Origin of the sequence: Streptomyces sp. NPDC048516, from assembly GCF_043199875.1 — a bacterium.
Taxonomy (GTDB): domain Bacteria; phylum Actinomycetota; class Actinomycetes; order Streptomycetales; family Streptomycetaceae; genus Streptomyces.
This window is the reverse complement of the sequence record NZ_JBICWS010000025.1, coordinates 22,797-44,568: the sequence shown is the minus strand read 5'-3', so window position 1 is coordinate 44,568 and position 21,772 is coordinate 22,797. Positions and strand designations below refer to the sequence as shown.

The 21,772-nt window shown below is 68.9% G+C and carries 37 protein-coding genes and 1 tRNA gene; 10 read left to right on the top strand and 28 right to left on the bottom strand.

Annotated features, from left to right (window positions below; all coding sequences use genetic code 11):
- Window positions 1-13 precede the first annotated feature (13 nt).
- The 10 genes from ACGFR7_RS33145 (at window position 14) to ACGFR7_RS33100 (ending at window position 4,632) form a co-directional block, all read left to right on the top strand.
- Window positions 14-511, top strand: coding sequence for a single-stranded DNA-binding protein (locus ACGFR7_RS33145; protein ID WP_393326425.1), 498 nt, complete (start codon window positions 14-16; stop codon window positions 509-511).
- A 152-nt stretch (window positions 512-663) separates the two neighbouring features.
- Window positions 664-903 carry a hypothetical protein gene (locus ACGFR7_RS33140; RefSeq protein ID WP_393326424.1) on the top strand — a complete coding sequence of 80 codons (240 nt, stop codon included), beginning with the start codon at window positions 664-666 and terminating at the stop codon, window positions 901-903.
- Window positions 904-1,005: 102 nt separating this feature from the next.
- Entirely contained in the window at window positions 1,006-1,413 is a 408-nt protein-coding gene (locus ACGFR7_RS33135; protein WP_393326422.1) for a hypothetical protein, read from the top strand.
- Between the two features lie 25 nt (window positions 1,414-1,438).
- The gene (locus ACGFR7_RS33130; RefSeq protein ID WP_393326419.1) at window positions 1,439-1,858 is read left to right on the top strand and encodes a hypothetical protein; all 420 of its coding nucleotides are present in this window, start codon (window positions 1,439-1,441) and stop codon (window positions 1,856-1,858) included.
- 2 nt (window positions 1,859-1,860) lie between these two features.
- The gene (locus ACGFR7_RS33125) at window positions 1,861-2,250 is read left to right on the top strand and encodes a hypothetical protein (protein WP_393326416.1); all 390 of its coding nucleotides are present in this window, start codon (window positions 1,861-1,863) and stop codon (window positions 2,248-2,250) included.
- A 133-nt stretch (window positions 2,251-2,383) separates the two neighbouring features.
- Window positions 2,384-2,722, top strand: coding sequence for a hypothetical protein (locus ACGFR7_RS33120; RefSeq protein ID WP_393326413.1), 339 nt, complete (start codon window positions 2,384-2,386; stop codon window positions 2,720-2,722).
- Window positions 2,719-3,228 (top strand): response regulator transcription factor, encoded by a 510-nt coding sequence (locus tag ACGFR7_RS33115; protein ID WP_393326409.1) that lies wholly within the window; start codon window positions 2,719-2,721, stop codon window positions 3,226-3,228. Before ACGFR7_RS33120 ends, ACGFR7_RS33115 begins: the two co-directional genes overlap by 4 nt.
- A 113-nt stretch (window positions 3,229-3,341) precedes the next feature.
- On the top strand, window positions 3,342-3,560 hold the full coding sequence (locus tag ACGFR7_RS33110; RefSeq protein ID WP_393326407.1) for a hypothetical protein: 219 nt from the start codon (window positions 3,342-3,344) through the stop codon (window positions 3,558-3,560).
- Window positions 3,557-4,024 (top strand): hypothetical protein, encoded by a 468-nt coding sequence (locus ACGFR7_RS33105; RefSeq protein WP_393326405.1) that lies wholly within the window; start codon window positions 3,557-3,559, stop codon window positions 4,022-4,024. The genes ACGFR7_RS33110 and ACGFR7_RS33105 overlap by 4 nt, the downstream gene beginning before the upstream one ends.
- Window positions 4,021-4,632 carry a nuclease-related domain-containing protein gene (locus tag ACGFR7_RS33100; protein ID WP_393326402.1) on the top strand — a complete coding sequence of 204 codons (612 nt, stop codon included), beginning with the start codon at window positions 4,021-4,023 and terminating at the stop codon, window positions 4,630-4,632. Before ACGFR7_RS33105 ends, ACGFR7_RS33100 begins: the two co-directional genes overlap by 4 nt.
- Before the next feature lie 71 nt (window positions 4,633-4,703).
- On the opposite strand, the gene ACGFR7_RS33095 is transcribed toward ACGFR7_RS33100, so the two are convergent.
- From ACGFR7_RS33095 to ACGFR7_RS32960, 28 genes are all read right to left on the bottom strand, one after another.
- Entirely contained in the window at window positions 4,704-5,003 is a 300-nt protein-coding gene (locus ACGFR7_RS33095; RefSeq protein WP_393326399.1) for a hypothetical protein, read from the bottom strand.
- A gap of 12 nt (window positions 5,004-5,015) precedes the next feature.
- A complete protein-coding gene (locus ACGFR7_RS33090) occupies window positions 5,016-5,810 on the bottom strand; it encodes a hypothetical protein (RefSeq protein WP_393326396.1) in 795 nt (264 codons plus the stop codon).
- 27 nt (window positions 5,811-5,837) lie between these two features.
- Window positions 5,838-5,910 (bottom strand) — tRNA-Leu (locus tag ACGFR7_RS33085).
- Window positions 5,911-5,921: 11 nt separating this feature from the next.
- A complete protein-coding gene (locus ACGFR7_RS33080; protein ID WP_393326393.1) occupies window positions 5,922-7,238 on the bottom strand; it encodes an Eco57I restriction-modification methylase domain-containing protein in 1,317 nt (438 codons plus the stop codon).
- Between the two features lie 184 nt (window positions 7,239-7,422).
- Window positions 7,423-7,764: a DUF6409 family protein gene (locus tag ACGFR7_RS33075; protein ID WP_393326391.1), complete on the bottom strand. Its 342-nt coding sequence runs from the start codon at window positions 7,762-7,764 to the stop codon at window positions 7,423-7,425.
- 316 nt (window positions 7,765-8,080) lie between these two features.
- The gene (locus ACGFR7_RS33070) at window positions 8,081-8,206 is read right to left on the bottom strand and encodes a hypothetical protein (protein ID WP_393326388.1); all 126 of its coding nucleotides are present in this window, start codon (window positions 8,204-8,206) and stop codon (window positions 8,081-8,083) included.
- On the bottom strand, window positions 8,203-8,490 hold the full coding sequence (locus ACGFR7_RS33065) for a hypothetical protein (RefSeq protein WP_393326385.1): 288 nt from the start codon (window positions 8,488-8,490) through the stop codon (window positions 8,203-8,205). Before ACGFR7_RS33065 ends, ACGFR7_RS33070 begins: the two co-directional genes overlap by 4 nt.
- Before the next feature lie 129 nt (window positions 8,491-8,619).
- Entirely contained in the window at window positions 8,620-9,669 is a 1,050-nt protein-coding gene (locus tag ACGFR7_RS33060) for a PhlD (protein ID WP_393326382.1), read from the bottom strand.
- A gap of 86 nt (window positions 9,670-9,755) precedes the next feature.
- A complete protein-coding gene (locus ACGFR7_RS33055; RefSeq protein ID WP_393326379.1) occupies window positions 9,756-10,628 on the bottom strand; it encodes a helix-turn-helix domain-containing protein in 873 nt (290 codons plus the stop codon).
- Between the two features lie 389 nt (window positions 10,629-11,017).
- Window positions 11,018-11,866, bottom strand: coding sequence for a hypothetical protein (locus tag ACGFR7_RS33050; protein ID WP_393326377.1), 849 nt, complete (start codon window positions 11,864-11,866; stop codon window positions 11,018-11,020).
- Window positions 11,866-12,474 carry a hypothetical protein gene (locus ACGFR7_RS33045; RefSeq protein WP_393326375.1) on the bottom strand — a complete coding sequence of 203 codons (609 nt, stop codon included), beginning with the start codon at window positions 12,472-12,474 and terminating at the stop codon, window positions 11,866-11,868. The genes ACGFR7_RS33050 and ACGFR7_RS33045 overlap by 1 nt, the downstream gene beginning before the upstream one ends.
- Window positions 12,471-12,860, bottom strand: a complete 390-nt coding sequence (locus ACGFR7_RS33040; RefSeq protein WP_393326373.1) for a hypothetical protein — start codon at window positions 12,858-12,860, stop codon at window positions 12,471-12,473. Before ACGFR7_RS33040 ends, ACGFR7_RS33045 begins: the two co-directional genes overlap by 4 nt.
- Before the next feature lie 106 nt (window positions 12,861-12,966).
- Window positions 12,967-13,152 (bottom strand): hypothetical protein, encoded by a 186-nt coding sequence (locus ACGFR7_RS33035; protein ID WP_393326370.1) that lies wholly within the window; start codon window positions 13,150-13,152, stop codon window positions 12,967-12,969.
- A gap of 177 nt (window positions 13,153-13,329) precedes the next feature.
- Complete coding sequence (locus ACGFR7_RS33030) at window positions 13,330-13,689, bottom strand: hypothetical protein (protein WP_393326367.1); 360 nt, start codon at window positions 13,687-13,689, stop codon at window positions 13,330-13,332.
- Between the two features lie 104 nt (window positions 13,690-13,793).
- Window positions 13,794-14,531, bottom strand: a complete 738-nt coding sequence (locus ACGFR7_RS33025; RefSeq protein ID WP_393326364.1) for a hypothetical protein — start codon at window positions 14,529-14,531, stop codon at window positions 13,794-13,796.
- Between the two features lie 63 nt (window positions 14,532-14,594).
- Window positions 14,595-14,951, bottom strand: a complete 357-nt coding sequence (locus ACGFR7_RS33020) for a hypothetical protein (protein ID WP_393326361.1) — start codon at window positions 14,949-14,951, stop codon at window positions 14,595-14,597.
- A gap of 49 nt (window positions 14,952-15,000) precedes the next feature.
- Complete coding sequence (locus ACGFR7_RS33015) at window positions 15,001-15,162, bottom strand: hypothetical protein (RefSeq protein WP_393326359.1); 162 nt, start codon at window positions 15,160-15,162, stop codon at window positions 15,001-15,003.
- A gap of 189 nt (window positions 15,163-15,351) precedes the next feature.
- Window positions 15,352-15,591 (bottom strand): hypothetical protein, encoded by a 240-nt coding sequence (locus ACGFR7_RS33010; RefSeq protein ID WP_393326356.1) that lies wholly within the window; start codon window positions 15,589-15,591, stop codon window positions 15,352-15,354.
- A gap of 658 nt (window positions 15,592-16,249) precedes the next feature.
- Complete coding sequence (locus ACGFR7_RS33005) at window positions 16,250-16,519, bottom strand: helix-turn-helix domain-containing protein (RefSeq protein WP_393326353.1); 270 nt, start codon at window positions 16,517-16,519, stop codon at window positions 16,250-16,252.
- A gap of 133 nt (window positions 16,520-16,652) precedes the next feature.
- A complete protein-coding gene (locus tag ACGFR7_RS33000; RefSeq protein ID WP_393326351.1) occupies window positions 16,653-17,045 on the bottom strand; it encodes a toxin Doc in 393 nt (130 codons plus the stop codon).
- Window positions 17,046-17,047: 2 nt separating this feature from the next.
- Window positions 17,048-17,293, bottom strand: coding sequence for an antitoxin MazE7 (locus ACGFR7_RS32995; protein WP_393326349.1), 246 nt, complete (start codon window positions 17,291-17,293; stop codon window positions 17,048-17,050).
- A 78-nt stretch (window positions 17,294-17,371) separates the two neighbouring features.
- Window positions 17,372-17,743 carry a hypothetical protein gene (locus ACGFR7_RS32990; protein WP_393326346.1) on the bottom strand — a complete coding sequence of 124 codons (372 nt, stop codon included), beginning with the start codon at window positions 17,741-17,743 and terminating at the stop codon, window positions 17,372-17,374.
- Window positions 17,744-17,804: 61 nt separating this feature from the next.
- Window positions 17,805-18,047, bottom strand: coding sequence for a hypothetical protein (locus tag ACGFR7_RS32985; RefSeq protein ID WP_393326345.1), 243 nt, complete (start codon window positions 18,045-18,047; stop codon window positions 17,805-17,807).
- A 666-nt stretch (window positions 18,048-18,713) separates the two neighbouring features.
- Entirely contained in the window at window positions 18,714-19,061 is a 348-nt protein-coding gene (locus ACGFR7_RS32980) for a hypothetical protein (protein ID WP_393326342.1), read from the bottom strand.
- Window positions 19,062-19,155: 94 nt separating this feature from the next.
- Complete coding sequence (locus ACGFR7_RS32975; RefSeq protein ID WP_393326340.1) at window positions 19,156-19,710, bottom strand: hypothetical protein; 555 nt, start codon at window positions 19,708-19,710, stop codon at window positions 19,156-19,158.
- A gap of 148 nt (window positions 19,711-19,858) precedes the next feature.
- Complete coding sequence (locus ACGFR7_RS32970; RefSeq protein ID WP_393326337.1) at window positions 19,859-20,041, bottom strand: hypothetical protein; 183 nt, start codon at window positions 20,039-20,041, stop codon at window positions 19,859-19,861.
- A 192-nt stretch (window positions 20,042-20,233) separates the two neighbouring features.
- Complete coding sequence (locus ACGFR7_RS32965; RefSeq protein WP_393326334.1) at window positions 20,234-21,211, bottom strand: FAD-dependent oxidoreductase; 978 nt, start codon at window positions 21,209-21,211, stop codon at window positions 20,234-20,236.
- Complete coding sequence (locus tag ACGFR7_RS32960; RefSeq protein WP_393326332.1) at window positions 21,208-21,771, bottom strand: isochorismatase family cysteine hydrolase; 564 nt, start codon at window positions 21,769-21,771, stop codon at window positions 21,208-21,210. The genes ACGFR7_RS32965 and ACGFR7_RS32960 overlap by 4 nt, the downstream gene beginning before the upstream one ends.
- Window position 21,772 lies beyond the last annotated feature (1 nt).

The window sequence follows — 21,772 nt, the reverse complement described above, 5'->3', positions numbered from 1 at the left end:
AGAGAAGAGCAGCATGAGCGGCGAAACCGTGATCACGATCGTGGGCAACCTGGTCGACGAAGTTGAGTTGAGGTTTACTCCGGCGGGCGTGGCGGTTGCCAAGTTCAGGGTGGCGTCGACCCCGAGGAAGTTCAACCGGGATACGAACACGTGGGAGGACGACCGGGACGGTTCGCTGTTCCTGTCGTGCTCGGTGTGGCGGCAGGCTGCTGAGCATGCTGCGGAGAGTCTGTCGAAGGGGATGCGGGTCATCGTGCAGGGCAGGCTGAAGCAGCGGTCGTATGAGGACAACCAGGGCGTGAAGCGCACGGTGTTCGACCTTGATGTGGAGGACTTCGGGCCCAGCTTGAAGCTGGCCACGGCGAAGGTGACGAAGTCCGGCGGTTCGGGTCAGGGCCGGCAGGAGGTTCAGCGGGCGCGGCAGGCTCATGGTGCGGCGTCTGTGGAGGATCCGTGGGCGTCGTCGGCGCCGGCTGCGTCGGGCGGGTACTCGGACGAGGTGCCGTTCTGAGCGGAGTTCGTGCAGGTAGGCCCGGCCCCGTGTGGGGTCGGGCCTTTGTGTTGCCACCCCCTCCGCCTTCTCTGTTGCGATCACAACAGAAAGGTGGGATGCTCTAAGAGTCAGACCACACGGGCCCAGCTCAACAAGTGGAGGTGGCCGCCATGCGCGAGCTCCGACTCATCGACCCCTACGGCGCCACCGTCCCCGGCACCATCCACCTCAACGTCCCCGACGCCAACGCGCCGGCACTGGAGAACCACCTCCGCTACGACGTAACGCCCGTGCACGCCGCAGGCCACGACGGCATCAACGGCTACCGCTTCTACGTCGGCGACTACCGCGTCCAGAACCTCCCCGCCGTACCGCACGGCGCCACGCAGCGCCTCGCGCAGGCCGCCTGACCCACAGTCCGGAGCCCGCCCCGGGGCTCCACGGCCGCCCCAAGCCCCCAGCGAGGGGCGGCCCTCTCTTTGCAGCCCCGCTGACACCGCCAGGAGACCTGCATGCTCGTCACCCTCCCGGACGCCACCACTGTCGACCTCGACCTCAAGAGCTGCGCCCAGTGCGGACGCATCGGTGATCGGTACTTCCTCACCGTGCCCACCGACGGTCTCGGTGGCCCTGAGGTGCACGTGTGCAGTGCCCGGCAGGCCTGCCAGCGCCGGGTCGACAAGGCCCGCAAGACGCAGGCCGCAGTGTCCGCACTGCGCGCCTGCCCCGCCCCCGCGGAGGACGTACCGACCGGCAGCGTGCAGGACTGGAAGGCGCCGACGGGCCGGTGGACTGAGGAGGAGCAAGAGGGCCACTACTGGGCCCTGGCCCTCGCCATCGGCATCGACCCGAGCAGCCGCGATGCCCTTCACCCCCGTGTCCGTGCCCGTACCGCCCGCCCTCGCCAGACCGCTGCCTGACCTCTGCACGTAGAAAGGCCCGCCCATGACCCTCGTGAATGACGCCCGGCTCCACGCTGAAAAGGTGCTGGCGCTGCACATCACCAACCGTGGCCTGCCCGCCGTCCTGCCGATCTGGACGCGGAGCACCGCCCCCGACGGCACCCCGATGCTGACGATCCGCATCGGCGACGAGAAGACCCTCCGCTCCTTCGCGACGGAGGCGACGATCGCCCTGGACCAGCCGGGGGACCAGCGGCCCGCCCTGGACATCACCAGTGTGGGGCTGGAGGTGGTGTGGCGGACGGGCGGCGTGTGGATCCGCATGTGGTCCCCGACCCAAGACGCGCCGCGCACACCCGTCCCGAAGCCAGGGCCTGTCACCGTCCCTGCTCAGGCCAGGCCGTCCGGCCGGCTCCCGTTCACCACCGCCCTCCGCAACCGCCACAACCCGAAGGAGAACTGACCATGACCGACACCCTGGCAAGCGAGACCAGCCTCGCCTCCGAACTCGTCACCGACCTCGCGCAGATGCACCTGCGCAGCATCGCCTCCCCACTGCCGCAGCACCCGGCTGCCTTCGGCTGGCAGGCCACAGCTGGTGGCGTCGCCGCCCTGGCCGCCCGCCTCCTGGACAGCCTCGCGCAGGTAGACCCGGCGCAGGCCGACGCTATCGCTGGCTGGTACGGGGATCTGGTGGACCACGGTTCCGCTCAGATGGGCGTCTATTCGTGGATCAAGCACAGTGTTGCGGCCCCAGCTGGCGCAGACATCGAGCAGTGGATGGACGAGGCGCAGGACCTTGCCGTGCAGGCCAAGGCCGCCACCGAATCCGTCGCCGTAACAGCTGCCGGGTGAGCACCTGCGTGTGGTGTGGCCGGTCCGGTCGGGCCGGCTTCACCGCCCACCGCGGCACCACCGCCTGCACCGCCCGAGGCGCCTGCCTCCACCACTGGACCCGACGCCCCCGAACCCGATGAAGGAGAACACTATGACCGACACCGACCGGCTCAATGCGATCGACGGCCGTGCCCAGGCCGCCACCGAGGGGCCGTGGGGCTTCTACAACGACGGCACTGGCCGCCTGGACATCGCCGCCTGGCTGAGGGAGACCGGTCACGGGTATCGATGCCGCCGCCAGATCGCCCAGACCATTGAGTTCCCGATCGACAATGACCAGTCGCACGAGCACTGGACCGAGGAGGACGATCAGCGGCAGATCGAGGCGGACGCCGAGTTCATCGCTCAGGCGCGCGAGGACGTGCCGTGGTTGGTCGCTCGAGTTCGGGAGCTCGAGGCCGCGTTGCAAGCTGCTGGGGAATCGGCGTGACTGCTCCTGTTGAGGTGGGCTCGTCGCCGAACAGCGGCGGGCCCCGCCCCCTCCTTCCCCGAGTCCAGTTCCGCGTCCTGCGCCTCCTCGCTGAAGGCAGCAAGACCCCCGAGATAGCCGACCAGCTCGGCGTCTCCGAGGTCACCGTCCGCGGCTACGTACTCCGCCTTCGAAGGGCGCTGGACGCGCGGACCACGGCCCAGTGCATTCACCGTGCCCACCAACTGGGCCTCCTGGACGACTTGATGAAGACGCCGGCACGAAGGCTGTTGCCGCAGGAGATGCAGGTGCTGCGCATGGTCGCATCAGGCCGCACCAACTCAGAGATCGCTGCCGTCCTGCGGCGTCCGGAGTACACGGTCGCCGAGCAGGTTCGGCAGCTGCGTGCCCGTCTGGGGGCTCGAGACCGAGGCCATGCGGTAGCTCTGGCCATGGCGCAGGGCGTGCTGACGGCCGCTGATGTCCAGGGTTCCGCCATGCGGCCAGCGATTGGCCGCTCTGCGTGACTGTCAATTGATCGAACTTGGCCTGTAGCGCGGGCCGGAGAACCGTACCCGCCAGTATCTGAGCGGGATTCGTAACCCACCGTCACACCAGCCCTGAAAGGGGTCTACTCGTCATGCCCGAAACCGGGAAGCAGATACTGCAAGAGATCGGCATCGGAGCCGTGGTCGGCGCTATCGCCGCCGTCGTGTGGGTTCTCGTCGTCGGCTCGTCGCAGGTGTCGCCGTGGACGTTCTTCTTCGCCAACGTCATCGTGTTGCTGGCCGCAGGGTCCACTGCGTCGGCCTGGTCCCGGTGGCAGGTTGCGCGGCGATCCAAGGAGGCCCGCCGATGAACCCCCGTGCCGCACAGTTCTCCGCCGCGTACGCAGCACTGACCGCCGCTCACGAGGTTGCCGACCATCTGGTGCAGGTGGACCGTGACGCCGTCGCCAAGGGCCAGCACGGTGTCGAGGGGCGGGTGGCGTGCGCCCGGCACGTCGCCTCGTACACCCTCACCCAGGCCATCGCCCTGGCGGCCGCGGACCGTGGACTGGGGCTGCGCCTCAACTGGCGCTACGCCACCGCCGGGCTCCTGGTCTCCGCCGTCACCCACTACGCCGCGGACCGGTCCGGTGGACGCTGGGCCGAAGACCCCGAGACGCAGCCCACCACGCGTCTCGTCCGCGCAGCGCACCGCGTCGGGAAGGGCGGCTGGCTCACCAGGGACCCGCAGGCCGGCTACCGCATCGACCAGGCCTGGCACAAGGGCTGGATCGCCGTGGCCGCGGGCGTGGTTGCCACTGGGGGTGAGCGGTGACCGCGGGATCCTCTGCGGCCGCGTGGGGCCGCGAGCAGGGGCGCCTGCGCTGGTGGCAGCACCTGGTGGCGGCGGTGGGTGTGGAGACGCCGGAGATGGGCCGCAAGCGCCGTCACCGGGAGCGCTGCGAGGCCGGCTCGATCGGGGAGCAGCGCACCCACGCGATGCTCCAGCCGCTGCTCGGCGAGGGCTGGCACATCCTGCCGGACCGGCGCGTGGGCCGTTCAGCGAACGTCGACCACGTCCTCGTCGGGCCGGACGGGCAGGTGTTCACGCTGGACACGAAGCTGTGGTCGGGCCGGTTCGGGTTCCGGGTGCGGCTGGCCGGTGGCCGGCTGACGCACGGTGATCACGACCGGGACCGGCAGGTCGATACCGCTCTGTGGGAGACGGACCAGGTTTCGAAGGCCCTTGGTGGCGTGCACGTAACGCCGCTGATCGTGGTGCACAACGCCCCGGTGGACGGCGGCGGGTTCCGGGTGCGCGGGGTTGCGGTGTTCCCCGCGGACCGGCTGCTGGAGCTGCTGCGCCGCAACGTTGGGCCGGCGGATCCGTGCGGGGCGCTGCTCCTAGCCCGGCTGGCGGAGGTCCAGTTACCGCCGCGCTGACCAAGGGTGCCGTCTCGAGAGCCCCACTGCCCTTCACGGGGTGGTGGGGCTCGTTTCGTGTGCCGGCCCGGCTACAGCTCGAGAGGCGGGTCGCCGCGGTGTACGACGCTCATCGCGGCCGGGTCCCAGCGGTAGGTGCGGGCCTGGTAGCTGGTGTCACTCTCGAGGTGCACGTCGACCTGGACCGCCCGTCGGCCGTCCTCGTAACGGTGCAACGCGATGACGGGGCAGCATCGCCACTGGCCGCGGATGCGGATGACGAGGGCCGGGCGTGTGGTGCGGGGCCAGGTCTGCACGGCCGGCGGCGGGCCGTCGGCTGGTTTCCAGGGCGGGGTTTCTACGGCCTCAACAGGCTCGGGTTCGGGTGGCACCTGGGCAGTGTGTCAGCCAGTGGCAGATGCAGTGCTGTAGCCGAGGGACTCTGGGCGATCTGGTGCGGGCTTCCGTTTGCCGTTGAGCAGGTTGCACAGGGCTCCTGCGGAGTAGCCGGTCTCCTCGGAAAGGGCCTGGAGGGTGGCTCCTACGGCGCGCATGCCCCGTAGTCGTTCCAGATCCGACATGGTGAGCAGTCGGCGGCCTCGGCAGGCCCCGGACTTGCTCACGATCCGCTGGTCGCGTCGTCTTCGTCGGGGTGGTGTCTCGTGCTCGTACCAGAGCGCGAATACCCGGCCGCGGGCCTTCTTGAGCCGCCCGGAGAACGCGGTCAGCGTCAGTCCTAGGGAGTCGGCGGCTTCCTGGTGGTCGCCGGTGAGAGCGAGGGCCATGACGGCTTGCTGCTGGGCGAGGGTGAGGTGCGGCCAGATCTGCGCGAGGGTTAGGGACTCCACTAGGCGTTCGTCCCAGGGGGTGTGGCCGGATTGCTGCCAGTACCGCTGATATCCGGGCAGTGCTCGGGGGCCGGCGGCTGCGTCGCGTTGGTCGTAGCCGTGGTGGTGCATCTGGGTGCGGACGTAGCGGTTGGCTGCTTGCCTGCCGCAGGCGATCAGGTCGCCGCTGGCGGGCGGCTGGTCCGCGGTGAGGATCTGTTCGGTGATGGCGAAGTGGATGGCGGCGTATCGGTCTGCGGTGTTGATGTCGTTGCGCCAGCGGTCGATGACTAGGGCGGTGCGGGTGAGGCGGTCGAGGTCGTCGAGGGAGTAGCCGTGTCGGAGGATTTCGGTGATGGGGTTGAGGCTCAAGGTGTCCTCCTGGGGCGGGGTGGTGGGTGCCCGGGGCGGGATTCGAACCCGCGGGGGTCCGCTTTTAAGGCGGTCGCGTCTGCCGCTGCGCCACCCGGGCAGGTCTGTCGATCAGGCTGCGTCTGCCAGTGATTCGCCGAACAGAGACAGCTGTTTCACGACCTTCACGCTCGGCTCGATGACTGGCGGGGACTTTGGCTCTGGCCCTATCTCGCGCTCTGCGGCGGCCGCCAGTCTCTGAAACGCCAGCTTCTCCCGTACCTTGCTGGCGATGCTCTGCCACACCACGCCGCGTGAGGGGTCCTCTGGCTTTGCCGGCTCGCCGCGGATACCGAGTACCGCAGATACGGTGTCGCCGACCGGTGCTTGGTTGCGGTGGACGAGGATCACCGTTGGGGTTCCGTGGCCGGGAATGTAGGCGCCGGCCGTGTCGATCACCCAGCGCAGGTCCTGTCGCGGCAGGTACTCCTCAACGAATCGCCGACCGAACTCCCGCTTCATGAAGGAGTTTGCGGTCAGCTGTGCGCACCACCCGCCCGGGACGAGGAGGTCAGTCATTAGCTGGTGGAACGGCAACGACAGGGCGTACTTCATATGGCACACCTGTGGGTACGAGGCACGCACCGCATCTCGCTGCTCAGCGGTCTTCGGTGTCACGTATGGCGGATTGCCCACCACGACGTGATATCGGCCGCGCTCCAGCAGGGGCTCGGTCCGGTCCAGAAGGGTGTCCGCTGCGGTCACGTTGACCGGCCAATCATCGGGCATACGGTCCGGCAGCGTCGGATGGTTAACGCGATTCGCACTCAGCCACAGGGTGGCCGCGGCGACCAGCCGCAGCCTGGCTATCAGCACCGCATACGGGTCCAGGTCCACCCCGTGCACCACGTGGAGGGCACGCTCCAGCCGCTCGCCGGGCTGCATGAGACGCTCGGTTCGGCGTCCGCCAGGCGTCCACGCCTGCGCAGCGGCCAGCATCTCGTACAGGATGTGACCTGTTCCGCATGAAGGGTCGATGGCCTGGAAGCTGTCCATGCCCCAGCGGGCTGCGGCAGGGTGGAATGCCAGGTCCAGGAGCAGGTCGGTGATGTAGCGCGGGGTTTGGGCCAGTGCGCGGTGCTTGCGGGACTCCTCGGACAGGGCCTGGTAGGCGTTGCCGAGTAGGTAGCCATGTGGCCTGCATGGAGGGTCCGCTGGAGGGTGTTTTTCCCACAGTTCGTGGATCGCTTGCGCCTCAGTGTCTTCGATGCCTGCGTTCCATAGGGCGGTTTGTTGCGGGTCGGCGAACCCATTGAGAGATGGGTGTGCTTCCGCGAGGCGTTTGACGCCTTCGCGTATACCGTCTGCGGTTGACGCTGGTGTAGCGCCGGGAAACAGATTGTGCGAGTTGGTCCACCACAGCACGGCTCCCGCGTGGACCCAGGACACTGCGGCTTGGTGGCCTATGCGGCGCGCGAGGTGGTCTACGAGACGCCCGGCCAGCCGGTCCGTGGGGTGAGGGAAGCCCGCGTGACCGTGCTGTTCTGGGGTTCCATTCAGGGCTCCCATACCGCTCCTTGATGCCAGTGGCTGATAGAGACGCCTGCCCCTGGGGGCAGGCGCCGGGGCGCGATCAGTAGCCGCGACGAGCGCTGGCCTTGCGGAGGCGGAGGGTGCTGGCCTTCATGCGCAGGGCGTGGGCGCCTGAGAAGTTGCGGCCGTCGCGCTCGAGGTTGAGCAGGGTGCGCTCGGACATGTCCTCGATCGTTCCAACGGGGGTGAGCTCGCGCTCGAAGGCGAGGGTGAGGGTGCCGGTGTCGGCGGGGCCGGCGGTGTAGAACCAGACGCCGTATCCGCTGTTGGGGTCGTTGGGGTTGAACAGGCCGAGGACGACGGCCTTGCGGGTGCCCACGATCTGACCGTCGACGCGCTTGGGGCATCGGACGATGGTGCCGGTCTCGATGGTGGCGGTCATGTGGCCCTCCCCGGTTGGTGGTGCTTCTGCTGATCAGAGGTGGTTAACCACCTTGATGTGCTTAGAATGACACACGCTTGACGGGTGGTCAACCACCCTGCGAGGATTCATTCCATGGCCAACGTGCACAGCGAGAAACTTCGTGGGATCCGTCGGATCCCTGACCAGCTCTGGAAGGACTTCGGAGCAGCAGCAGCAAGTGTCGACAGCGACCGATCGGCCGAACTGCGCTTATTCATGGAGTGGTACGTCCGACGCCCCGACGCGAACCCTCCATGTCGACCGGAACCTGACACCGATAGCTGAGCCAACCGCCTCAGTCGGCCTTTGCAGCTTGGGCGATAACCCAGTCGACGGCGGCGCGTGCCGCGGCCAGGGTGAGGACGGCGCCGGCCGTGACGCCGATGAGCGCGCCGACGAGGCTGCACGCACGGTCACTCACCGCTGCTCCCCGCTGGGTCCGTTGAGTGCGGCGAGGAGTTCGTTGCGGGCTGCGGTGCGGCCGCTCATGAACTCCCAATCCCGGGCGACGGCCTGAACCCGGTCGATGGCGGCCAGCGCATCGGAGCGCTGCTCGCTGGGGATTGGGGCGGAGGCGCGCGCCTCTTCGGCGTACCGGGCGAGGAAACGGCGGGCGCGGTCCTCGGGTATGCCGCGGTCCATGGCGAGGAGGTCGACGAGGGTTTCGTGCCAGTCGCCGGGCTGTGGTTCGGGGGAAGGGGCCATGCTTCATGCTGGCGCGGATTCGGCCGGGCATTGCCCCTGTGCGTGGTGGGGCCCGGCGGTCGCATCGGCTTCCTTCGGCGCGGTCCCGCCGGGCAGTGCCAAGGGTGGCACAGGGCGCCGGCGGATCGGTCAGGCGGTCCAGGTGCCGGTGAGTGCGGCGGTGGTGAACCCGGGCCCGTAGGCCAGCATCACGCCCTTGTCGCGGTTGGCGGGTGGGCTGGCGTACGTGCGGGCGAGGACGTCCAGGACGCTGATACCGCCGAGGTTGCCGACCTCGCGGAGGCTGGCCCGGGAGTGGGCGAGCTGGGTGTCGGTGAGGTCGAGGCCTTGCTGTGCCGCGGTGAGGATGGCGGGCCCGCCGGCGTGGACGACTGTCCAGTCCGGGTTGGTGGCGTCGCGGCCCTTCAGCCACTCCACCAGGGCGGGCATAGCGTCCCCTGGTGCCTCGGTGGCGGCGCGGGTGGAGTCGAAGTGAATGCCCAGCTCGTCGATGCGACCCCAGTAGCGGTCGCGGGAGTTGGGGAGGAGGTATTCCCAGGTGTCTTCGATGCGCATACCGGTTGTGAGCTGGTCGGCGGAGACGACGCAGGCGCCGGCGGAGTCGCCGAACAGAGCCTTGTAGATCATCGACTCCAGCGCGCTGTCCGCGTGATGATAGATCGTGGACAGCGCCTCGGACACGACGACGAGGACGCGGCTACCCGGGTGCGCCGCAACGAGGTCCGCGGCGCGGGTGAGGGCCTGGGCGCCGCCGATACAGCCGACGGTGGCGAGGGCGATACGCCGGACGTCGGGGCGGAGGCGGAGGGTTTCGACGAGGTGGACGTCGAGGCCTGGGCTCGCCCAGCTGGTGGTGTTGCTGGTGACGATGGCGTCGATGTCGTGTGGCCGGAGGCCGGCGTTCTCGAGGGCCCGTGTCGCGGCCTTCTCGGCGAGGGTGGCGGCGTCGTTCCATGCCTGCTGGTTGCGGTCGGCGATGCCGAGGCTGCCGGAGATCTGCTCGGAGTCGAGGGGGTGGTGGAGGTAGCGGGTCTCGACGCCCGTGTTGCGGACCAGGCGCAGCGCGGTGCCCAGTTTGGGGTGATCCGCGTGGTGCAGGGTGATGTTGTCGCAGGTTTGATCAGCGGTGGCCAGGTGCTTGGCCTTGGCTATTGCGGGGCGTGAGACGTGAGTGGGCATCAGGGGGCACTCCGCATCATGTGTTTAGCGAGGGTTTTACCCTACGGTTGAAAACGATACGGAATGCCCTTGGCGAGGTTGCAGGTTCACGACACCTTGGCGTAAAGGTGCGGGAGCCGGCCGTGGGATTGCTCTTCGCCCGGGTACACCATCACGATCATGAGGCGTGAGTTCGGAGACGACAGCGGGCCCGCGGCGCAGATGTTGACCCAGCTCGGGCCCAGCGTCGGGTGCAGCAGGGGGCGTTCGTTGCCGTCGGGGTGGACCTGGGTGGCGGTGCCGGATGCGTAGATGGGTCCGGTGCGGGGGTCGTCGCGGACGTCGTGCTCAATGGCCTTGAGGATCGGGTCGTCGGGCATCAGCGCGCGGGCGGCGAGGAGCTGGGGCAGGACGTAGGGGGCCCAGACGGTGGCCCAGTCGGTGAGGATGCCTGGCCGGGCGGTGCTGCCGCGCCTGGGGTCGGGGAGGGTGCCGCGGAACGTGTCCTCGAGGAGCATGCCCCGCATCATGTTGCCCGGCGGGCCCGTCTCGGGGAACAGGCCGGCGAACGCCTGGTTGTGGCACAGCAGGTTGTAGGAGCAGTCCGTCACGTACGCCATGTGGGAGATGCCGTCGACGGCGTCCTTCCACATCCCGGGCACGATCTTGCCTGAGCGGGGGCGGAGAGCTGAGGGCGGGTCTTCGCCGCGCGCGTAGCGGCACAGAGCCACCCACTCCTGCTCGGACATGACGAGGATGAGGGCGACGTCGCGGAGGAGTTCTATGGACGGGTTCTTGTGGCGGCCGGCTTCGAGGCGGGCGTAGGTGCCGCCGGTGCGGTGGAGGAGTCCGTCCATCTGCTGCTGCGAGAGCCCTGGTGCGCGGCGGCCTTGCCGGGTGGGGCGGGACAGGCCGTGGACTTCGGGGTCGATGAGGCTGCGGTGCTTGACGAGCAGGGTTTGGAGGGACGTGGCGTCCAAGGGTGTTCTCCCGTTATCACGTGAGGCCTGTTGGGCGGTAGGGGTGTTTGTGGGGCGGTTTTTCCGGTGAAAACCCGCCAGATGTATTTGGTTGATTGTTCATTCATGCTTGGGGTGCGGCGGTCGCGTATGCCGCTAGCCGCCCGGGTTCAGCAGTCTCGGGCGGTGGTCTGTCCGCTTGGGCGGGTCGTCGGTAGTTCGCAGCCTGCCGGTGGCCCGCCAAGCGCACGTAAGGGGTGTGGCGTGAAGTGCACCTGTCTTATTGACTAGATGTATCACCCAGCCTTCGCCTGATTCCATCGCTCGTTCGAGTGGAGCGGTGGCCATCACGGGATTCACACCCACCAGGGCCCGGCCTGCACGCGAACCCCGCACATGACACTGGGGCGTTACATGCCGCCGCCGGTATCGACACTGCTGACCAGCACGCGAAGGCGCCCACGCTTCACCGCGGATTCAGGCGCCGGCCAGTCGTCTGCGCACAGTCCGTACGACGGGACCGTCCAGCCCGGCAGATAGTGCCGGTAGACCGTCTCCCAGTCCGCCTGGAAGTAGCAGCCCAACAGTCCGCCACGGTTCGGGATCGGCTCGGGAGCCTGCTCGTTCTGCTCACGGACCTGTGCGGCGACGCGGTCAGCGTGGCCCTTGTGCCGCTTGCAGAACCAGTGCGGAATCGTCCAGCCGGTGCGCGGGTCTTTCTCCAGAACACGGTGGTGAGACTGGGCGCCGCATACGCCGTCCTCGGTGCGCCAATCCCGCGGCGGGCGGTGGGTTACCCCGCCCTGCGCTTGAAAGGCGGCAACGAAGGCCGCGATGTCAGGCGGGATGACGGGCTGCCGGATGGGTGTGGGCTCGGGCAGTGTCGGGTCGGGCTTGTTGTGCGGAATGTAGCCCCGGGGCTTGTACGGGCGGAGGCGCGGCGCCTCACAGGTTGGCGCTCCGGACGGGCCCCAGTTACCGGCTTCGCGCGGTGGTTCGTAGCGGGGGGCGTCGGCTTTCACGAGCAGCCTGTAGCGGAGCTGGCCGGCACTGTCGCGGCCCAGGACTCGGCGGGCGGTCTTCAGGGGGTTGACGCCGCTCTCCGCCGCCTGCTGGATGCCGTAGCTCACAGCGAGCAGCAGTTCGCGGGCTTCGTGGCCGACGCGGGGGTCCTCGTAGATGGCGCTGATCCGCTCCGCGTAGCTGCGCTTCGGCCTGTCCGCCTTGGCGGGTGCGGGCACTGACGTCAGGCGGGCCATCAGGCCTCCTCGGGTTCGTAGTCGTGCCAGGCGTCGTCGCTGCCCTTCGCGTCGCAGGTCTTGCAGAGGCCGACGGATACGGGCTCGTCGGCGTCTTCGTGCTCGTCCTGCGGGTGCCCGCATTCGGCACACAGGGGCTGCTCGGCTGGCCCGTCGAGGGCGCGGATGGTGGCGCACTGGTCGTAGTCGACGGGCGAGTTATCGGTTGACCCCTTGCCGTCCCAGGCGGAGCAGTCAACGCAGATCGTTCGGCCAAGGTGCTTGACGGGACGGTGCAATGCGCGGGCCCGGTCGATGGCGGCCTTAGCTGCTGCCAGATCCTGGTCGTAGCCATCTACCTGGTCCCGGGACCTGCGGATGTTCCGCTTGAGGTAGTCGATGTTCCGCTCCAGTTCCTCTTCCCGCGCCCGTGCGTTGTCGAGGATGCGGGAGCAGGACAGGCAGGACGTTTCCCAGACGATGGCGTTCCGGTAGTGCAGCAGCTCGTCCAGTTCGGGCTGGACGGCGGCGAGGGACGCTTCGGCGATGGCGCGGGAGCGGTCGCGGTTCTGCTGGCCGTAGGTGTCATAGAAGGCATCGGCGATGCGCTGCCGCAGGTCGTCGGTCACTGCTGCTCCTTGCCGTGGTCGAGGATTTGACGCAGGCCGGCTTCCACGTCGATGACCTCGTCCAGGTGCTGCAGGAGGGCCTGGTTGCCGTCGGCGAGGGTGTTGTGGATGCGGATGGCGCTTGCGAGCCGCGTTGCTTGGGCGGCCGCGACGCGGTCTCCGGGGAGTTCGCGTGCGGCGTCGAGGGCGTCGTCGGGGCTGATGGGTGCGTACTGGGCTTCGAGATCGGTGTCGAAGCTGGCGTAGTCAGCGAAGCGGGAGGCGTCGTAGTCGTAGTAGTCGAAGTTCTGGACGCAGACGATGGTGACCTTGTTGTCGCGGTCGAGGTAGCGGCGGTAGTGGACGCTGGGGTTGTGGCGTGCGTCGCCGGTCATGTCGAGCGGCATTCGGGGCTCCTTGGGGCGGGTGTCCATGGTTTCGCGGTATCGCGCGGGTGTTGCCCGGGTCTGGGTAGACCTGTGCCCCGGCTGGGGGAGTCCGGGGCACAGGGGTTCAGGCTGCTTCGGCCCACAGGCGGTCCGCGATCAGGCCGTGGGTGCGGGCGAGGATGCGCCTGGCCTGGCGGCCGCCGACCTGGGCCGAGAGCTGCGCGTGCAGGTCGGTTCCTGCCGGCTGGTTGATGACGAGGTCGATGAGCTGTTCGGGGGTGGTGGGCAGGGGCTGGAGGGCGGTGGTCATGGGTGCTCCTTGGGAGGGGTTCATGGTTGCGCGGTCCGGCGTGGTGTGTTGCCCGGTTGCTGCTTGTCTCGACTCTACCTTGTTTATGTTGTGATCGCCACAGAAATGCAGGCACGGGTGGGTACACGAAAGCCCCCACCCGCCGGGCAGGGGCTCAACGCGAACAATCCAGGCGCGCTACACGCCCTCCACCACAGGCCCACACGCGCCCGCCAGAGCCTCCACCACGCCCCGCAGCTCACCCCGAGCCACCACCAACGCCTGCCTCGCGTTCAGCAGCCCCCGCAGCGGCACCGAAGCACCCCCGTCCGTACCGCCCGCACCGTCTCCCTCAAGGGCCTGCTCCTCCAGGGCGCGAATGCCGGCCGACAGCTGCTCCAAGGCCTGCGGCAGCTGCTCGACGGCGAGGTGCAGGCCTTCGGCGACGTCCCGCACGTCCGCTGTACCCGTGAACGCGGAAGGCTTCTCCGTGGCCGCGTTCAGTGCGTGGACCTGCTGCGCGAGCTGGTAGGCGAGGGCGGCGGGATCGTCGGTCATGGCGCTGTCCTCCGGTTCGGGGTGTTTGTCCGAAGTATCGCAGCGGCCACTGACAGCGGACCTGGGTGCGGGGCGCCGGGCCGGGGCTCGGGTTCGGGCGGGATTCAGCTGACGCCGAGGGCGGTGGCGTTGGCCAGCAACTGCTTGATGCCGTTCAGGTCGTACGGGGTGAGGGTGCCGGCCCGGGAGTCCTGGTAGCCCCCGTTGGGGCTGGTCATGATCGGGCTGACGCCGGTGGTGTCCTTGACCGTCTCGTAGGAGGCGATGGCGCCGTCGTTGTTCATGTCGCTGTTGCAGTGGTCCAGGCCCAGCGTGTGCAGGAGTTCGTGGACCAGCGTGTTCTTGAGCTTGATGGTGGTGATGGTCCAGGTGCCGTCCCAGTACTCGGTGTCGATCAGGACGTAGCCGCCCCAGACCGCGTTGGTGGCGGTGTTGTAGCAGGGGAGGCCTTGGCTGTATCCCGCGGTTCCGACGGGCCGGTACGCCTCGCCGTACTGGATGTGCCCGAGGGGCGGCACGGTGGAGTAGTCGGGGGTCTCCACGCCGCCGATGGCCAGGTTGACGCCGGCGGTGACGAGCTGCGCGACGGCGGCGGTGAGGTACGGGGTGTAGCGGTCCTTGAGGGCCTGCGTGGGGAACGTGATCGTGTACTGCTGCGACGGGCTGAGGCAGTAGACGCGGCACTGGGTGGTGATGCGCCAGCCCGTGCCGGCGAACACCGGGCCGTTGGCGACGAGGCCGCCCGCGCCGGTGCCGGTGGTCGCCGTCCGCGGGGTGGTGGTGCGCTGGAGGGGGAGGCCGGCGGCGTGGGCGGGGGAGAGGTGCGTGGAGAGAGTGGGCATCCGTCCATGCTGGCTCGGATCTGCCGGGGTGTTGCCCCTGTCCGGTGGTCTCCCAGCGGAGCGTCAGTCCTGGTGGCCGATGGGACCGAGTCCGCTGTGTGCGCGAGAAAGGGCAGCCCCCAGCCGCTCGGCGAGATCCCGCGCTTCACGCAGACCGTCGTACGCGTAGGCCAAGTCCTGGTCGAGCGTGCCCTTGTCGCTGCGTAGGTGCCCGGACTCTTCCAGGTCGCGTACGAGGCGGTGGGTCTGCCCGATTGCTTGGGGCAGGCGCGCGGCCAGTTCGGTGAGGCTGCCGATCGTGGTGTAGGCATCGCCGGGCTGTTCCCAGCCGTCGCGTTTGCTGAGGGTGGCGTGGTTGAAGGCGCGCAGGGCGTCCGCGGCGGCTTGGGGGAACTGGGCGGGGGCGTCGTTGTCGGCCATGCCAGCATCCTGCCGGAGTTGGGCCTGGCTCGGCGCTTGAATGCTCGACTCAGAACAGGCTCGACGCCGCCCACATCACGAGCGCGTACAGGCCCGTCCCGACGGTGCAGAGGATCGCCAGCCACACCAGGGCGCTGGCCGGCCACGGGGCGGGCACCTCGGGTTTGGGTGGCTTGATGGGGCAGCACTTTGAGCAGTGGGCATCGGGCATGGCGTCATCTTGGCGAGCTGGCCGCGGGCCGGGTAGATGCAGACGGGCCGAACATGCGCACGGCCGCGGCTGGTCGGGTGCCGCCGGTGATGGTGAGCGCCAGGGTGGCCTTGCCGGTGCGCGGGCTGCCGGTGACGCGCTGCACCCCGGACGAGCTCCCGCCCGGGGTGCAGCGCGCTCAGGCCTGGGTCACATACGGCTCTGGAGCCAGTGCTGGATCCAGGGGGTCAGCAGGGTGATGGCGCTGCCGCCGGCCGTGTACAGGGCGCCACGGAGGGGTTCCTGCCACAGAGGGCGCCGTTGCCACGTCGGGAGGTTCTGCCGCGTCGGGCGCCGGCGCCACTGCAGGGCGCGGCGCAGTCGCTGGTAGTAGCGGGCGCGGCGGTTGCCGTTGCCCTCCCCGGGCGGGGTGGTACCTTCGGGTTTCACGGTGTACTCCAAGAAATGTTGGGGTCCTTGCGGACCTCGTGGAGTGGCGCATCGCATGGAGAGCCCGTTCTCGACCCGGTTCCTAGGCCATTAGTCGAGAGGGCTCTCTTCTGCGTTGCGGCGTCGCGGTGAGGCGGCGTTGCCCCGATCCTACCGACCCGCAGGGCGAACACCTTTTGTCTCGGGCCTAGTTGTGGATGACTGGTCGCGTCGGCCGGTTTCACGATTCCGCGAATGTTGCTCTGAGGGAGCCAGGTTGAGCCCTTGACCTTGAAGCTCCCTCTCGCGCTTTTGTGAGCGACGTCACAACGCGTGCTCTGCACGAGGCGAACAAGGCGAGCGGCGTACCGATGATGAATCCACGAAGTGGTGCTGAACACGTGCCCCTCGGCACAACGTAATTGCCACCGCCCGCCGGGTCAGGGGCCGCCGGTGCCCCGTCAATGTATTGAGGGTTGGAAAGTCAGGACCACCGGCACGCGCCAGGCCTCGCCCGCCGTGCGGGGGTCAGAGGCTGCTGGTGTCCAGCTCGAGGCCGAACGGCTCCGGCAGCGCCACGGCCGCAAACCTCATTTGCACGCCCTGCAAATCCCCAGCTCAAAGCACGAAGCGGCCCGCCACCCCGAAGGGCAACGGGCCGCCAACCACCCCCGAACACCTAGTCGGCGGTCGGCTCACCCTTCAGGGCCTGCCCGATGGTCGCCTCGCTCAGGCCGGTGGCGCGGGCGAGAGCGGTCTTGGTGACGCCACGGGCGGCCGCGGCGCGGATGGCGCGGTTACGGCGGGCGACGTGCTGCTGCCGCAGCCGGTCCCCGGCCACTGTGCGTTGCAGGATGCGCGCCCAGGCGAGGAGCGCCCGGCCCTGCCATCGGCGGACGGTCTCGGCGAGTGCACGTGGGCGGGGTGCGGGTGTCGTGGTGCCGGCCAACGGGTCCCCCAAAGGTCGTCCAGTCGTGAACGACACGGTGGGGCCGGGCGCGGGGAGCGGCAAGGGCGCCGTTTCGGCCGCGGTGTGTCAGCCACTCCTGCCGTTGTGGCTGTGGCACAGCGGGCATCGTCGGTCATGGTGCATCCCCCTGGCCAGTCCTCATGGACCGCAGCCGGTCGGCGACGTCGTAGACGGTCACTCGTAGCGCGCGGATGTCCCTGATGAGGTCGAACCAGGGCTCGATGGTGGCATCCACGGTTTCGCCGGAGGCGCGGATGTAGGCGACCGCGACGCCGTATCCGAAGTACTCGTTGCGGGCCGGCAGGGGGCGCAGCAGCACGATCTGCTCCAGGAGTGCGGCCGCCCGCCAGTAGGCGTCGGGTTCACCCAGCTCCAACTGTGGGGTGTTTACGCGGTGCCGGGCGACGGCGGCGACGAGCGCGGAGTAGTCGAGGACGCCGAGGTCTTTGCCGAGGAGTTCTTCTTGGCGGTCGAGGAGCCAGCGGATGTCGATGTGGAGGTGCAAGGTCAGGCCGCCCGGTGCGCGGAGGTGGGCGTGGGTAGGCCGCCGAACTCGGCGTCGAAGGCTTCGGCGATGCCGGGCTGCGCGATGGCTTCCCGGAACGCGGCGGTCGCTCTGCCGAGGGCGATCTGGTTCTCTTCGTCTATGGCGAGCTCGGCGAGGTAGGCGCGGACGCTTTGGCCGCGGGCGGCGGCGATGGCCGCGAATCGGTCCCGGGTCTCTGTGTCGATCTTCACGGTGGTGTCAGCCATAACCCCAGTATGCGTCAGGGAATACCTCGGTGAATACCTTTCCCGCGCGGGCCCACGATGGTGCCGCGTAAGTGCAGGTCAGCGGCTCGTAGCCGTACCCGGATCCGTCACGCTGGGGGAATCCGTGACGGCTACGCGTACCCGCTGGCCGGCCCTGCGCCGGGCTCGGTACGCGGCCTGGCGACACGCATGTCCGCAGTACACCGCGTCCTGGCGGTGTCCGTGGCCCAACGCAAACCGTCTTCCGCACACCGGGCAGCACGCTATGTGCTCGTCGTCCAGGCCATGGATGAAGGCGATGCCGATCTCGACGGCCTCGGCGTAGTGGTGGCGCCAGCGGCGCGCGGCGGCTTTGTGGGCGGGGCAGCAGTACTGCTTGTCGCTGCGGGCTCCTGCCGGCAGCGGCTCGGAGCAGAGGATGTACGCGCACCGCGGCGCCTGCCCGGCCATACCTCCACGGTACGCCCGGCGCGGCAACGCCCCCGGCTGAAGCCAGGGGCGCTCAGCAGCGTCAGGCCAGCTTTCCCCAGCACCGGATCGCTTCGGGCAGAGGCACCGTGCTGACGCCGACGAGGTATCCGTCGGTCCGTCGCGGGCAGTGCTGCCGGCCGCACCGCAGGCCGATGACGCGGCCTGCGCGGACGCCGGGGTGGGGGTGGCCGGTCCAGGTTCGGCAGTGCGTGCACCGGACCCACAGGACGCTGCGGTCGGCGCTGTAGTAGCCGGGGAGGACGGGTGGCTGGGTTTCGGGCATGGCGGTCTCCGTGGTGTGTGGGCAGGGCTACGCGGCCCCAGGGCGGGGCGGCGCAGGTGAGGCGAGACGGGAGGCACAGGGCGCTGGCCGGTCTCCGATTGGTTCTAGGGAGTCGGTTGCCTAGCCCCGCAAGTCGCGGGCTTCGACGCCCGGGGGCGGGGTGGGGCCGGTGCTCTTCATCTAGGACGTCGGTGTCACGGCCGCCCAATGTGTGCGGGCATGCGAACGCCCCCTGGGCGACTGCCAGGGGGCGTGGGCCTTGAGAGGGTTACGGGTCTTCGAAGCCTGAAGGTGACGCGCGACCTACAGAGGTGAGCGGGTCGACCGTCCGCCTCGGTGGCGGCGTGGTCGGCTGGCCGGTGTCGTCACGGATGCGCCTTTCGCCGTGGCCGTCTCGGCTCGGGCGGGCGTCTCTCGGCACTTGGGAGCAACGCTCGGCACTCTAGTTCCGCGATGTAGGCGTCCACGGATTCCACCCGCGCCACGACCCTCTTGCCGAGAACGAAGGCGCGCGGTCCCTTCCCGGCCATTCGCCATTTCCGGTAGGTGCCTGGGGTGATGCCGAGACGGGAGGCGATGCCAGGCCCGGCTTCGGTGTCTTCGATCCAGAGGAGGCCGGGTGGGGGAGTCCGGCTCATCGTTGAGTCTGTTCGCGGCACGGCTCCATCACTTCTTACGGCGAGCGGCGGAGCGAGCTTTCGCGAGACGGGACGGTTGCGCTGGCACCCGGCACATGTCCTGGATCGCCCGCAGCTCCTGCGGCCCAAACCGCTTTGCCTTTCCCAAGCCGATGTACGGGAAGCCGTACTTGTTGCAGCCGTCGAGGAGAAACCGTTCGCCGCAGCCCAGCGCCTTCGCGGCTTCCTTCGGGGTGAGGGTCGTGTTGCCGTTGTTGAGGGCTCGGGCGGCAGCCTCGACGATGATCTCGCGCATTTCGCTGTCGCTCAGCGCGTCGAGGACTGCCTTGACGGCCGGATCGCGCTCGGCCTCGGTGAGGGTGTGGGGAAGTGGCACGGGGCAATCCTGCCGGGGCCGACGGCGCCGAGGGGGCGGACACGCCAGAGCCCCCAGCCGAAGCCAGGGGCGCTGGTTTATTCCTTCGGGACAGTTACGGGGCGGGCGTCGCCTTCTTCTGCTTAACCTCTTCGATCTGCTTGCGCACCGCGGCCTCGACCTCGCCCAGCAGATGGTCAGGAACTGTGGCCTTCACTGCGCGCATCACCCCTTGGAAGAGCTCAAGGGTCTCTTCGCGGTTCTGCTTTGCGCGCTCTGCGTGCGCCTCGTCGACCTTCTCGCGGGTCACCTCGGTCAGCCCGGCCGACCAGGCCGTGCTTGCGAGGTCTGCAACAACCTTGGCTGCCGTCATGGTGCCGTGCAGACAACGACGGAAGGTTGCCTCCCCTGGGTGCGAAACGCCTTCAGCTCGGGTCAACTGGTCCAGCACCTTCAACGTAGCTGGTCGGTCCGTGGGGGGAGTGTCAGTGCATAGCTGTCCGCGCCAAGTGGCATTGAGCAGCCCGTAGTGCAGCGCGGACGAGGCGGAGCTGACCATTTCCAGGTAGTCGAGCAGGCCCTGCTGATCGTTGACCTGTTGGGAGGCGTCCATGATCTGCTTGCCCAGTTGGTGTTCGAAGGTGCTTTCGGTGCTGGGTTCAGTGCTCATGCGGTCCTTTGTGGTGGTCGGCGGGGTTCGGTGCGGCCAGTATTGCGGGGCGGCTTGGCGGGGGCCGGGGGTTAGCGCACAGCGAACGGCGAGCGCCCGGAACTGGTGGAGGCCACGGACGCCGGCCGCGCCGCACTCGTTTGACGGCCTATCGCACGCCGAGCCGCATGCAGATGAGGCCGCCGATGGCCTCCGCGGTGCGGAGTACCAGCTCCAGGTGCTGAAGTTGTTCGACTGGGAGTGCGGCGAGGGCGAGGAGGAGCAGGCTGTAGGGGCCCCACGGTGCGGGGGTGTTGGGGTGGCTGATGGCGGTCGGGTTTTGGCTGGTCATGATCTGCCTCCAGGCGGGTGTCGTCGGGCACAGTTGCCCTGGCCCTACGACCCATGTGGAGACGGGGGTTTGTGGTTGTGCGACACTCTGGTCGCTGTTAGCGGCAGCGGCCGGGGTGTCCACGCCCCACAACCTAGCGTTCCCTCTGTTGTGATCGCAACAGAAAGCTCGGAGAGTTTTCCCGGTCCTGGGCTACTCGTCAGCCTTCCCGGCCTCGACCATCGCGATCAGATCGCGGCTCACGTCCACCGCCGAGGCCCGTACTGCCCGCGAGGCCAGATTCGCCGCAGGTGCCTTCGCTGCGTAGTAACGCTCGAGAGCAGCTTCCGCGCCGGACCCCTGAGCAGTGACGATCCGCTGAAACCGACCCGACCTCAGGTCACCAGCGGTCAAGATGCGCGGATGTTGCTCGGTCGGAGGGCAGTAGCCAACCGGATCTTGGACGAGCCCGTCGAGAGCTGCGGGAAGGCTCCCGAGGTTGCTCACCAACGTGTCCACGGCGAACGTGCGGCGCCCCTCCGGTCCCTCGACAACCACCTCGTAGCCGTCGCCGTACCGCTCCCGCGCCACCGTGACCCGGTCGGCGAGACTCAGCCGGACACGGTCGTCGCCGCGCACTTCGTCGGTCTTGTAGTGATCAGCCGCCGGGTACAGGACGTGCAGCCGACGAGTGACGCCAGGGTGCGACCGCAGCCACGTCCCGAGAGGACGGTCGCCGCCAAGGACGTAGGTGCGGCCCCGCAGTTCCTCCGGCCGGGCACGCCACAGAGGCGGCAGGTCCAGGCCGTCGGGCGCAGCTATCCAGTCGGCTGTGGCGGGGGTGACGGCGGCAACGCCTGTGGCGACGATGACCGCGGCCGCGGCAAGCACCTGCCCGTCCTTGAGGACAGCTTCGGCCCGGTCGTCATGCCCGGCGACGCTGATCGCCCGGCCCTCGATCAGCGTGCAGCGCCCGGAGTGCTGGATCCGGGCGAGGTCCGCGGCGAGGGCCTGCGCGAGTGCCGGCCCGGTGGCCCAGGCGCCGGGGACGTTCTCCAGGGCGCTGATCTGGTGGAGCTTGCCGCCGACCTTGTCGGTTTCGACCACGGTGACGTGCTGGCCGAGGCTGGCGGCCATTACCGCGGCCGCGCATCCGGCGGGGCCGGCGCCGATGACGATGAGGTCGTTCATGCCGCCTCCACCGTGGCGGCTGTCAGTCGGCACAGCACTTCATTGGTGGTGACGAGCTGCTTCCGGCCGAGGTTGCGGCCGGCGAGGAGCAGCGCGGCTTCGTGGTAGGCGTTTCCGCCGGTGGAGGCGCAGGCGTCGGTGACGAGCCAAGGGCGGTAGCCGGCGTGGTAGGCGGAGACCGCGGTGTCGTAGACGCAGGAGTCGGTGTCGATGCCGCAGATCACCAGATCCGTCCAGCCGGACCGCTGGATGAGCTGGAGGCAGTCGGCGGTGAGGGCGCTGGAGGTGGGCTTGTCGATGACCGCGGCCGCGGACGGGAGGTACGGGGCGAGGTCGGCGACGATGCTCTGCTCCTCGGCGCTGCGGAGCCGGGTCCAGCCGGTGAATCGCTCGTACGGCGAGTCTGGGGCGTTGTAGAAGCGGGCGAAGACCAAGGGGGCGCCGGCCTTGGTCCAGGAGTCGACGAGGCGCTGTACGACAGGGACGGCGTGCTGGCTGCGGTCGTTGACGAAGCCGTTTTGGACGTCCACCACGATGAGCGCCGTCGTTCGGGGATCCACT